This is a genomic window from Prevotella sp. DNF00663 (genome assembly GCF_001553265.1).
In the GTDB taxonomy this organism is placed as follows: domain Bacteria; phylum Bacteroidota; class Bacteroidia; order Bacteroidales; family Bacteroidaceae; genus Prevotella.
This window is the reverse complement of sequence record NZ_KQ960613.1, coordinates 52,895-65,199: the sequence shown is the minus strand read 5'-3', so window position 1 is coordinate 65,199 and position 12,305 is coordinate 52,895. Positions and strand designations below refer to the sequence as shown.

Here is a 12,305-nt window from a genome sequence, read left to right as displayed (position 1 = left end):
TAATTTACGATGGACACCGTGGTAGCATATAATTTAATCGGAGGTGATGAATATGGCTATATGTATGATTCAATAGATATTCGTCCGGATATTTGTCCTATTTGTAAGAATAGGATAAAAGACGTTCCTGATCCTTATTATAAGGTAAAAAAGAAAGGAACGTATGTTACGACATATGATCATTATGATATTGTCTCAGAGCAATTTCGCAAATTCTGTATTGAAAACAACTATCAGAATCTACGCTTTACAGAATTGGTAAGGTCAAAGGGATATTATGTCTTGGAGGTTGGAGAGGTAGTTTATTTAGATGAAGTAAGAGGTCATATAGAGTTTGTCAATCATCGGGATTGTTGTGGGAGTTATGATGAAATTATCTGTCCGCCTCTTTATGTGTCAAAAGATCGGAATCCGCCTTTGCCCAAAGATTTTATAGCTAGAAGCTATTATCGTTATGGTTCTTTTAATCGTAAGTCGCCTGTGCTACTAGTAGGAGTAGAAACTAAACGTAAGATGAAAGAATATCCTTTAAAGGGACTTTACTTTCGTAAATTGTTTCTTTAAACTCTTTCCAACGTCCACAAGAGATTGAAGAGAACGGCGTGAAAGCTATGTTTGATTAATTTTATAAGCTGTAGATACTTCGGTTGTCCTGATTGTAAAGTGAATAAGCCAATAAAAATAATAATTTGTGATGGACACTAAACAATAGATGATGAAGTATTACTATTTGGTATTTGAGTTATTGATGTTTTGCATTTGTATAAACTGTAAGCCTATTGAAGATAGCAACCATCATAATCATATTACTTTTGGCTCATCCGACATTTGGAGTGATACGTTGCAAATAAGTCAATAGAAAAGAAGAAAACTACCGTTTTTATGTATATTTGAGTTGCAAAACAAAATGTACAAGATGAACAGTAGTTTTCTATATCATGCTTGGGGGCTTTATAACCTTGAATGTAGTAGAGAGGAATACAAAAGTAATACAATTTTCCTGTACACCCACTCTAAAAAGCCACAAACCAAATGTCCCAAGTGCGGCAATTGCCATTTGGTTAAAAATGGATATCGTTATCGAGACTTCCTTGCACTTTCCATTGGAGGTCGGCGAGTTGTCATTCGCATGAAGGTTCAACGTTATAAATGCAAGCACAAGGGTTGCGATTATGACAGACAGGAGAAAATCCCCCTTTGCTACTGGCAGCCGAACCTATACCCATCGTTTTGCAAAGTATGTCGTGGACCTTCTTCGAGCAATGACGCTAAAGGACGTTGCCAACCATCTCGGTGTATCGTGGGATGTGATTAAAGAGATACACTCCGTTTACTTGCAGTGCCATTATAACCCTCCCTCTCTTAAGGGTGTAGAAAGCATTGGCATTGACGAGTTTGCCGTAAAAAGTTTATTCATAGCGATAAAATAAGAGGATTGAAGATGCTTGTTGCCGCTATCATGGAAACTGTATCTAATTTAAAGTATCCAGTCAAATTGAAAGCCTTTGATAAAATGGGATTCGTATATGAATTAAAGACATTCTTTGAAAAAGAAAAATTGTTGTGAATCATATATTTTGTTGTGGAACAAATTTGCTTGGTAACAAGCGGAAAGGTAATGAGGATGTTTTCTCTCTTGAATGGAATTGGATACAGAGCCTTATTTAATGATAAATCTCCTATACTACTATCACACATATAGCTAATGCTGACGGCTCTTTGGCGTATGAATGTGATACAATTATGAGTCAAATAAAGAAAGGTGGCGGAAAATTTGGAATCTGTGGAAAAATGTTGTAACTTTGCAAACGTTCAGAGGAATGAGGAGCTCCACGCGAGTTCCTCATTTTTGTTATAATCACATAACATAGTGTATGATAGACAAAAGCGTCGTAAAATCATTGGTAGACGAATGGCTAGAGGGAAAAGAGTATTTCCTTGTAGACATTGAAATCAGTCAGGACGACAGAATCGTAGTAGAAATCGACCACGCAGACGGTGTGTGGATTGAAGATTGTGTGGAGTTGAGTAAATATATAGAAGACAGACTCAGCCGCGATGAGCAGGACTATGAACTAGAGGTGGGCTCAGCAGGACTGGGACAACCTTTTAAAGTGCCTCAACAATACATCAACTTCATCGGCAAAGAAGTGGAAGTGCTAGATACCGACGGCCGTAAGGTCAAGGGTATATTGAAGAGTGTTGAAGGTAATGACTTCACCGTGACCGTAGAAGAAAAGGTGAAGGTGGAAGGTAAGAAGCGCCCGCAACTGCAAGAAGTGGACCATACTTACCAAATGGATCAAGTGAAATATACTAAATACTTAATAAGTTTCAAATAAGCCGCAGGCGAGATAGACGTAGGTTTGAATCTCGAACAGCGGCTCTTTAAACGACAGACAAGCTATGGCAGCAAAGAAAAATGAAGAAGAGCAGGTGAGCATGATCGATACCTTTCGTGAGTTTAAAGACACGAAGAATATCGATCGCACGACACTGGTGAGCGTGCTAGAGGAAAGTTTCCGCAATGTGCTGGCCAAAATCTTCGGTAGCGACGAGAACTTCGACGTTATCGTGAATCCGGATAAGGGCGACTTCGAAATCTATCGAAACCGTGTGGTTGTGGCAGATGGAGAGGTAGAGGATGAAAATAAGCAAATTGCACTCAAAGATGCCGTCAAGATTGAGCCCGACTATGAGGTGGGCGAAGACGTTTCGGAGCGTGTGAACTTTGCTAAGTTTGGTCGCCGTGCCATCTTGAACTTGCGCCAGACATTGGCTTCAAAGATTCTGGAACTGGAACACGACTCTCTTTATAATAAATATAAGGATCGCGTGGGGCAGATTATCTCAGGCGAGGTGTACCAAGTTTGGAAGCGCGAAGTGCTCATTGTAGACGATGAGAACAACGAATTGATATTGCCAAAGAGCGAGCAGATACCTTCTGACGTCTATCGTAAGGGCGAGACGGTAAGAGCTGTCATTGCTCGTGTGGATAATGAGAACAACAATCCGAAGATTATCCTTTCGCGTACAAGTCCGATGTTCTTGGAGAGATTGCTCGAAACTGAGGTTCCTGAGATTGCCGAAGGATTGATTTCGATTCGTAAGATAGCTCGTATGCCGGGCGAACGTGCGAAGGTTGCCGTAGAAAGCTACGATGATCGTATCGACCCTGTAGGTGCATGTGTGGGGGTAAGAGGAAGTCGTGTACATGGTATTGTACGTGAATTGTGCAATGAGAATATCGATGTTATCAATTACACATCCAATATCAAACTCTTTATTCAGCGTGCATTGAGCCCTGCTAAAGTAAGCAGTATCAACATCAACGAAGAAGAACATAAGGCCGAGGTTTATTTGCAACCGGAGGAAGTGAGCTTGGCTATCGGTCGTAGTGGTTTGAATATTAAGTTGGCATCTATGTTGACAGAGTTCACCATCGATGTATTCCGTGAGGTACCTGAGGGTGAAGCCGACGAAGATATCTACTTGGATGAATTCTCTGACGAAATAGATCAGTGGGTCATTGATGCTATTAAGAGTATTGGTCTGGATACAGCAAAGGCAGTATTGAACGCTCCTCGCGAGATGTTGGTAGAGAAAGCCGACCTCGAAGAAGAAACCGTAGAGAACGTTTTGAGAATACTACGTGCTGAATTCGAAAGCTAAACAGATAAAAAGATTAAAAAACACAGAATGAGTATCAGATTAAATAAAGCGTTACGCGAATTAAACATAGGACTTCAAACGGCAGTTGAATTCCTAGAAAAGAGAACTGAACTGGGAGAAGTAAAAGCCGAACCTAGCTTTAAGTTGACCGAAGAGCAGTATCAAGCGCTCGTAGAAGGCTTCAAGCAAGATGCGGAAGTACGTAATCAGGCAGAGAAACTCTTACAGAAAAAACCTAAGACCAAGAAGCGCCCTGAAGTGCAGGATCATCGTGCCGAAAGCTTATTGGAGTCGACCAACCGCCAGCAGCAATTCAAGCAGGTGGGTAAGATAGACCTTGATAGCATTGGTAAGAAGAAGCCTGTACAGAAGGAGTCTGTTGCTCCTGAAGTGAAAAAAAATCCAGAGGTGAAAGCTGCTGCCGTCAGCTCGACATCGGAGAAGCCTGTTGAGGCTCCAAAATCGGAATCGGTTAAGGTGGAGGTGAAGCCGATAGTAAAGGATGAGAAGGTAGAGAAACCGGCTGAAAAGAAGGTAGAAACTTCAGGTCCTGTAGAACCAAAGAAAGATGTTGTTGCTGAGACAACAGCTCCTGTTACGGAAGAAAAGCCCGAAACAATCAAGACACAGGGTGGAACTATCGACGAAAATGGTATTTTTACCACAAAGAGTGAGAACAGTATGCTCAACACTCCAAAGGTGAATGTGCTTGGTAAGATAGACCTCTCAACCATCAATCAGAGTACTCGTCCGAAGAAGAAGACGAAAGACGAGAAGCGTAAAGAGCGCGAGGAGAAGAATGGACATGCCGGAAACGGTGAGCGCAAGAAGCGTGTACGCATCAATAAAGAGCGCGTAGACATCAACGCGGCCGTTAATCAGCAAGGTGGAAATCGTGGTGGAAACAATAACAACCGCAACAATAACAATAATAATTCCGGCAACGGTGGCAACAAAAAGAATCGTAACAACAAGCGCAATCAGAAGCCGCTAGAAGTAAACGAAGAAGATGTTGCACGTCAGGTAAAGGAGACTTTGGCTCGATTGACCAACAAACAGAATCAGAATAAGAAAGGCGCTAAGTACCGTAAGGAGAAGCGTGATGCTGTTCAGGAGAAGTTGGCAAGAGAGGCTAATGCAGAAAAGAAAGAAAGCAAGATACTGAAACTGACAGAATTCGTGACCGTTAGCGAGTTGGCTACGATGATGGATGTCGGCGTGAACCAAATCATTGGTACGCTTATGGGGGTAGGTATCATGGTTTCTATCAACCAACGACTCGATGCAGAGACCATCAATATGGTGGCAGAGGAGTTTGGTTATAAGACAGAATACGTAAGCGCTGAGGTGCAAGAAGCCGTAAGTGAGGAGATTGATGATGAGAACGACTTGGAGCCACGTGCCCCGATTGTAACCGTCATGGGGCACGTAGACCACGGTAAGACCTCATTGCTCGACCACATCCGTAATACGAATGTTATTGCGGGTGAGGCCGGTGGTATCACACAGCACATCGGTGCATACAGTGTTCAGCTGGAGAGTGGTCGTAAGGTGACGTTCCTCGATACGCCGGGACACGAAGCCTTCACCGCCATGCGTGCCCGTGGTGCTCAGGTAACCGATATTGCTATTATCATCATTGCGGCCGACGACTCTGTGATGCCTACTACAAAAGAGGCTATCGCACATGCTCAAGCTGCTGGTGTTCCAATGGTATTCGCTATCAACAAGATAGATAAACCGGGAGCAAATCCGGATAAGATACGTGAAGACTTGGCTAATATGAACCTGCTTGTTGAAGAATGGGGTGGTAAATATCAATGTCAAGAGATTAGTGCCAAGAAGGGAGTCGGTGTTGATGAACTCTTGGAGAAGGTGCTCTTAGAGGCAGATATGCTTGATTTGAAGGCCAATCCTCATCGCCGTGCTACCGGTTCTATCATTGAATCTTCGCTTGATAAAGGCCGCGGTTACGTATCTACAGTGCTTGTTAGCAATGGTACGTTGCGCATAGGCGACAATATCTTGGCCGGAACAAGCTGGGGACGTATCAAAGCCATGTTCAATGAGCGTAACCAACGTATCGAAGAAGCACGCCCCGCAGAGCCTGCTATCATCCTTGGTTTGAACGGTGCGCCGACCGCTGGTGATGCTTTCCACGTGTTGGAAACAGAACAAGAGGTACGCGATATAGCCAATAAGCGTGAGCAATTGCAGCGTGAACAGGGTTTGAGAACGCAGAAGCGTCTCACCTTGGGAGATATTTCTCACCGTATAGCACGTGGTGAATTCCACGAATTGAACATCATTGTGAAGGGTGATACCGATGGTTCTATTGAGGCATTGAGCGACTCTTTCTTGAAGTTGAGTACCGAGAAGGTGAAAGTGAACGTTGTCCACAAGGCTGTAGGACAGATTTCCGAGAACGACGTAACGTTGGCTGATGCCAGTGATGCAATCATCGTCGGATTCCAAGTTCGTCCTTCTGTAGCAGCCAAGAAATTGGCCGACAACGACGGTGTGGAAATCAATACCTACTCAGTCATCTATGATGCTATTGATGATGTGAAGGATGCCATGGTCGGTATGCTCGACAAGGTAGTCAAGGAAATCGTTACCGGTCAGGTAGAAGTACGTCAGGTATTCAAGATATCGAAGGTTGGAACCATTGCCGGAGGTCTTGTTACCGAGGGTAAGGTACACGCTAAAGACAAAGCACGATTGGTTCGCGATGGTATTGTCATCCGTACGGCCGACATCAATGCCCTGAAACGTTACAAAGACGATGTGAAGGAAGTACCTATGGGCATGGAATGTGGTATCTCTTTGGTGAACTTCAACGATATTCAAGAAGGTGATGTTATTGAGACATTCACTCAGATTGAAGTAGAACAAAAACTTTAGTATAGTAACAAATGTGATTGCCACCGTGTGTGGCATCACTTTTGCCGCATATAACAAAGGGGCGTATTCCCCGTGTATGTCCCTCACACTATAGGGGAAGGACGTGCACAGGAGATACGTCCTTTTATATATTTATAATGTATGGAGAATCAAGTAAACGAACAGGAAAAGAACGCCTACGTCAAGAAAGTGGCCGAACAGAAATATGAGTTCGGCTTTACAACAGACGTTCATACCGATATTATAGACATAGGTCTTAACGAAGACGTCGTGAGACTGATTTCCCAAAAGAAGGGAGAGCCCGAATGGTTGCTCGATTTTCGCTTGAAAGCCTTTCGTTTTTGGGAAACAATGAAGCAACCTTCATGGGCTCATGTTCATATTCCACCCATTGATTATCAAGCAATATCTTACTATGCCGACCCTTTGGCGAAGAAGCCAAAGAATACGGAGATTGATCCGGAGATGGCAAAGACATTCGATAAGCTGGGTATTCCACTCGAAGAGCGATTGGCATTGAGCGGTACGGCCGTGGATGCAATCATGGATTCTGTGTCGGTAAAGACTACATTCAAGGAGAAACTAGCCGAGAAAGGTATCATCTTTTGCTCTATCGGAGACGCAGTGAAGAATCATCCCGACTTGGTAAAGCAGTATTTGGGAAGTGTAGTTCCCTATCGCGACAATTTCTTCGCGGCTTTAAATAGTGCTGTTTTCAGCGATGGATCATTCGTATTCATCCCGAAAGGGGTGCGGTGTCCAATGGAATTGAGTAGCTATTTCCGTATCAATGCACGCAATACCGGACAGTTTGAACGTACATTGATTATTGCCGAAGATGACTCTTATGTAAGCTATCTCGAAGGATGTACCGCTCCGATGCGCGATGAAAACCAGTTGCATGCTGCCATTGTAGAAATTATTGTGTTGGACAATGCCGAAGTGAAATACTCAACGGTGCAGAACTGGTATCCCGGTGATGAGAATGGAAAGGGTGGAGTACTTAATCTTGTAACCAAACGTGGAGATCTTCGTGGTGTGAACTCAAAACTTTCGTGGACGCAGGTAGAGACCGGTAGCGCCATCACATGGAAATATCCATCTTGTATTTTACGTGGGGATAACTCTGTGGCAGAGTTCTATAGTGTGGCTGTAACCAATAATTATCAGGAGGCAGACACCGGAACCAAGATGATACACATGGGAAAGAATACCAAGAGTACCATTATCTCGAAAGGAATTTCGGCTGGTCATAGCCAGAATTCTTATCGTGGATTGGTGCGCGCCACACCTAATGCCGACAACGCTCGCAACTATAGTTCGTGCGATAGTCTGCTTCTTGGCAGCCAATGTGGAGCCCACACGTTCCCTTACATGGATATTCATAACGATTCGGCTATTGTAGAACATGAGGCTACTACCTCGAAAATCAGCGAAGACCAACTGTTCTACTGTAACCAACGAGGTATCCCTACAGAGCAGGCTGTGGGGCTTATCGTGAACGGTTATGCAAAGGAAGTGCTTAACAAGCTCCCCATGGAGTTCGCGGTAGAAGCACAGAAGCTACTTTCCGTGTCCCTTGAAGGAACTGTTGGGTAATATAGTGAGGCGTTATGAGTGAGTAGTGAGAAGTTTTAAAGCAACTAGTTCAAAAGAAAAATATACTATGTTCCATGGAGAATTTTGGACAGTTTATGTATGATAAAGTGCTTGGCTTTGCTGTGAGAGTTATAAAATTGACTCAATATCTGAAATGAGAGCAAGGAGAATACGTTATCTCTAAACAAATAGCTCGTAGTGGAACGAGTATTGGTGCTAATCTCTCGGAGGCTCAATATGGCATGAGCAGGAAAGACTTTTTATTGAAATGTACCATATCACTCAAAGAGTGTAACGAAACTCTCTACTGGTTGGACTTGCTTTTAAAAACAAATTATATTACTAACTCACAATATGAAATTCTGATGAAAGAGTGTTCTGAATTGAGAAAGTTGCTCATATCTATAACAAAGACAACGAAAGAATCATTAAATAAAATATAAAATAATATGGGTAGGGAATGTTTTGAGCGGAGTCTATGGTGCTTCCTAACTCCTCACTCCTAACTTCTCACTCCTAACTTGGAGGTTTTATGTTACAAGTAAAGAACTTACATGCCACGATTGCTGGCAAAGAAATATTGAAAGGTATCAACCTGACGGTGAACGACGGTGAGGTTCATGCCATTATGGGACCTAATGGTTCGGGTAAATCTACGTTGAGCGCTGTGCTTACCGGTAACCCTTTGTACGAGGTAACCGACGGTGTGGCCCTCTTCAACAATAAAGATTTATTGGCTATGACACCCGAAGACCGTGCTCGCGAGGGACTTTTTCTGTCGTTCCAATATCCCGTTGAGATTCCCGGTGTGTCGATGACCAACTTCATGCGTGCAGCTATCAATGCCAAACGTGAGTACCAAGGTTTCGAACCTATGAACGTTTCTGAGTTCATGAAGCTCATGCGTGAGAAGCGAGCTATCGTGGAATTAGACTCCAAATTGGCTCATCGCAGTGTGAATGAAGGTTTTTCGGGTGGTGAGAAGAAGCGTAATGAGATTTTCCAAATGGCCATGTTGGAACCGAAACTCTCTATCCTTGATGAAACTGATTCCGGTCTTGATGTTGATGCCTTGCGTATTGTGGCCGAAGGTGTGAATAAGTTGAAGACACCGGAGACCAGTACCATCGTTATCACCCACTACGACCGACTGCTCGACATTATTCGTCCTGATGTCATCCACGTACTTTGGAATGGTCGTATCGTGAAGACCGCTGGTCCCGAACTGGCTAAGGAAATAGAAGCCAAGGGGTACGATTGGATTAAGGCCGAGGTGGAATAAACGCAAAGGAGATATATTATGCAGGCAGAAAAGCAATATATAGACCTTTACACACAGGAACGCCAGACTATCTTCGAGCACTCCGCCGACGTGATGAATACCGTCCGCGATGAGGCTTTCGAAGACTTTAAGCATCAAGGATTCCCGTCTACGAAGGTTGAAAGATATAAATATACGGATATCAGCAAGTTGTTTGAGCCCGATTACGGACTCAATCTGAACCGACTGGATATACCGGTTAATCCCTATCAAGCATTCAAGTGTGGTGTTCCAAACTTGAGTACGCAACTCTATTTTGTGGTCAACGACAGTTTTTATACAAAGTCATTACCCCCTCGACAATTGCCCGATGGTGTCATGATAGATTCTTTGAAAGCCGTTGCCACACAACATCCTGAATTGATACAGAAGTATTATGCCAAGCTGGCCAAGACAGGTCAAGATGCCATTACGGCCTTGAATACGATGTTGGCACAAGATGGATTGGTGGTTTATATTCCCAAAAATGTGAAGGTAGACCGCACCATTCAAGTGGTCAACATCCTCCGTTCGGATGTCGATTTGATGGTTAATCGCCGTGTACTTGTTGTCTTGGAAGAAGGTGCCGAGGCTAGGTTGCTCTTTTGTGACGACAGTGCCGACGACCGAAACTTCCTTGCTACACAGGTCATAGAGGCTTATGTAGGCGAGAATGCAAGCTTGGAGATGTATTGTCTGGAAGAGACTCATCTTAAAAATACACGCGTCAGCAACGTATATATAGAGCAACAAGCCAATAGTCGAGTCAACCACGATGTTATTACATTGCATAATGGGTATACGCGCAACCGTCTCGACCTTACTCTCAAAGGCGAAGGGGCGGAGTGTTTTTGCAACGGTTGCGTGATAGCCGACAAGGAACAACGCGTTGATAACAATACGGTAATTGACCATCAGGTACCTCATTGTACAAGTAATGAGCTGTATAAGTATGTGCTCAACGACCATGCTGTAGGCGCATTTGCCGGATTGGTATTGGTTCGTGAGGGCGCTCAGAAGACTTCTTCTCAAATGACCAACCAGAATTTATGCGCTACTCGTGAGGCTCGCATGTACACCCAACCGATGTTGGAAATCTATGCCGACGACGTAAAATGTGCGCATGGCAGCACCGTAGGACAGCTCAACGATGCTGCACTCTTCTATATGTGTCAGCGTGGAATCGGGATGAAAGAGGCTAAGATGTTGCTTCAGATAGCTTTCATCGGACAAGTTATCGACCAAATCTCACTCGAACCGCTTCGCGACCGACTCCGTCATTTGGTCGAAATGCGCTTTAGGGGTGAATTAAAACAGTGTGAGGGCTGTAGTTGCAAGTAATTATGAATCGCAATCAATTTCCTATTCTCTCTCGCGAAGTCTATGGTAAACCACTTGTTTATCTAGATAATGCGGCCACCACACAGAAACCTTTGTGTGTATTGGATGCCATGCGCGAGGAATATCTCAACGTGAATGCCAATGTACATCGTGGTGTTCACTGGATGTCGCAGCAGGCTACGGAGCTTCATGAGGCTGCTCGCGAGACCGTTCGCAAGTTTATCAATGCCCGCAGTACCGCGGAAATCGTTTTCACGCGTGGTACTACGGAAAGTTTAAACCTTGTTGCTTCGTCGTTCTGTGAGGGCTTTATGAAGGCCGGCGACGAAGTGATTATCTCCACGATGGAGCACCATTCCAATATCGTTCCTTGGCAGTTGCAGGCTCGTCGATACGGTATCAAGTTGCGTGTCATCCCGATGAACGATGCCGGTGAACTTGATATGGAGGTCTATCAGGGGCTTTTCAACGCTCACACACGCCTAGTGAGCGTTGCACATGTAAGTAATGTGCTTGGCACGGTGAATCCCGTAGAAGAGATGATACGCATTGCTCACGCTCATGATGTGCCGGTAATGATAGATGGAGCGCAGAGTGCCCCCCATTTTGCCGTTGATGTTCAACAGTTGGATTGTGATTTCTTTGCCTTCAGCGGGCATAAAATGTATGGTCCTACAGGCATCGGTGTGCTCTATGGCAAAGAAGAATGGTTGGAGAAGATGCCTCCTTATCAGGGTGGTGGCGAGATGATTGCCACCGTATCGTTTGAAGAAACCACTTTCGAGCGCCCACCGTTGAAGTTTGAAGCCGGTACACCGGACTATATTGCAACACATGGTTTGGCCACAGCCATCAACTTTATGACCGAGATAGGAATGGATAATATCCGGGCACATGAGCAGGAACTTACGCGCTATGCGACCCGACGTATGCAGGAAATAGACGGTATGCGCATCTTCGGAACGGCTACCAATAAGGATGCCGTCATCAGTTTCCTTGTCGGCAACATTCATCCTATGGATATGGGTACCCTACTCGATCGCCTCGGCATAGCTGTTCGTACCGGTCATCATTGTGCCGAACCGCTCATGAATCGTCTTGGTATTCTCGGTACGGTGCGTGCCAGCTTTGCCCTTTACAATACAAAGGAGGAGGTAGATGTGTTTGTCGATGGTATCAAGCGTGTTGCAAAGATGTTCTAAAGTTCATCTTTGCAGCACTTCAATGCGTAGATAAACCATCCGCAGCAAGCCAGTCTCATGAGCGAAGAACCATCTACCGGCAGTGCACTCATGGCAAAAGCTGCTTGTACATTTAGCAACAGTGCAGTCTGTCTTATCGTGATTTCCTTGCCCAGAACGCTGCCATAATAGTTACGCAACCAGTCAATAGGCATAAGCAACTTATCGGTTACGTCCTTCCACATGTTTGTTTGTACGGGCAGAGTGATATTTTTTTCCATCTTTCATTCCTTTCTTTAGTAGGTGCA

At 44.3% G+C, this 12,305-nt stretch carries 11 protein-coding genes and 1 pseudogene; 11 read left to right on the top strand and 1 reads right to left on the bottom strand.

Annotation, left to right across the window (positions count from 1 at the left end):
- Nucleotides 1-9 precede the first annotated feature (9 nt).
- From HMPREF3034_RS04955 to HMPREF3034_RS04920, 11 genes and pseudogenes are all read left to right on the top strand, one after another.
- The gene (locus HMPREF3034_RS04955) at nucleotides 10-564 is read left to right on the top strand and encodes a hypothetical protein (RefSeq protein ID WP_062433707.1); all 555 of its coding nucleotides are present in this window, start codon (nucleotides 10-12) and stop codon (nucleotides 562-564) included.
- A gap of 343 nt (nucleotides 565-907) precedes the next feature.
- A pseudogene (locus tag HMPREF3034_RS12935) lies at nucleotides 908-1,099 on the top strand (hypothetical protein); the annotation flags it as partial.
- Nucleotides 1,100-1,172: 73 nt separating this feature from the next.
- Nucleotides 1,173-1,430 (top strand): helix-turn-helix domain-containing protein, encoded by a 258-nt coding sequence (locus HMPREF3034_RS12930; RefSeq protein WP_231725608.1) that lies wholly within the window; start codon nucleotides 1,173-1,175, stop codon nucleotides 1,428-1,430.
- Nucleotides 1,431-1,874: 444 nt separating this feature from the next.
- Nucleotides 1,875-2,342 carry a ribosome assembly cofactor RimP gene (gene rimP / locus HMPREF3034_RS04950; RefSeq protein ID WP_062433704.1) on the top strand — a complete coding sequence of 156 codons (468 nt, stop codon included), beginning with the start codon at nucleotides 1,875-1,877 and terminating at the stop codon, nucleotides 2,340-2,342.
- Nucleotides 2,343-2,406: 64 nt separating this feature from the next.
- Complete coding sequence (gene nusA, locus HMPREF3034_RS04945) at nucleotides 2,407-3,672, top strand: transcription termination factor NusA (protein ID WP_036896245.1); 1,266 nt, start codon at nucleotides 2,407-2,409, stop codon at nucleotides 3,670-3,672.
- A 27-nt stretch (nucleotides 3,673-3,699) separates the two neighbouring features.
- The gene (gene infB, locus HMPREF3034_RS04940; protein WP_036896246.1) at nucleotides 3,700-6,576 is read left to right on the top strand and encodes a translation initiation factor IF-2; all 2,877 of its coding nucleotides are present in this window, start codon (nucleotides 3,700-3,702) and stop codon (nucleotides 6,574-6,576) included.
- 141 nt (nucleotides 6,577-6,717) lie between these two features.
- Nucleotides 6,718-8,175, top strand: coding sequence for a Fe-S cluster assembly protein SufB (gene sufB, locus HMPREF3034_RS04935; protein WP_036896247.1), 1,458 nt, complete (start codon nucleotides 6,718-6,720; stop codon nucleotides 8,173-8,175).
- Nucleotides 8,176-8,351: 176 nt separating this feature from the next.
- The gene (locus HMPREF3034_RS12235) at nucleotides 8,352-8,618 is read left to right on the top strand and encodes a four helix bundle protein (protein WP_369796366.1); all 267 of its coding nucleotides are present in this window, start codon (nucleotides 8,352-8,354) and stop codon (nucleotides 8,616-8,618) included.
- A gap of 89 nt (nucleotides 8,619-8,707) precedes the next feature.
- Nucleotides 8,708-9,457 carry a Fe-S cluster assembly ATPase SufC gene (gene sufC, locus HMPREF3034_RS04930; RefSeq protein ID WP_036896248.1) on the top strand — a complete coding sequence of 250 codons (750 nt, stop codon included), beginning with the start codon at nucleotides 8,708-8,710 and terminating at the stop codon, nucleotides 9,455-9,457.
- Between the two features lie 18 nt (nucleotides 9,458-9,475).
- On the top strand, nucleotides 9,476-10,816 hold the full coding sequence (gene sufD / locus HMPREF3034_RS04925; protein ID WP_062433701.1) for a Fe-S cluster assembly protein SufD: 1,341 nt from the start codon (nucleotides 9,476-9,478) through the stop codon (nucleotides 10,814-10,816).
- Between the two features lie 2 nt (nucleotides 10,817-10,818).
- Entirely contained in the window at nucleotides 10,819-12,018 is a 1,200-nt protein-coding gene (locus HMPREF3034_RS04920) for a cysteine desulfurase (protein WP_062433698.1), read from the top strand.
- Here HMPREF3034_RS04920 and HMPREF3034_RS04915 read toward each other — a convergent pair.
- Nucleotides 12,015-12,278: a hypothetical protein gene (locus tag HMPREF3034_RS04915; protein WP_062433696.1), complete on the bottom strand. Its 264-nt coding sequence runs from the start codon at nucleotides 12,276-12,278 to the stop codon at nucleotides 12,015-12,017. The two genes, HMPREF3034_RS04920 and HMPREF3034_RS04915, sit on opposite strands and share 4 nt — an antisense overlap.
- Nucleotides 12,279-12,305 lie beyond the last annotated feature (27 nt).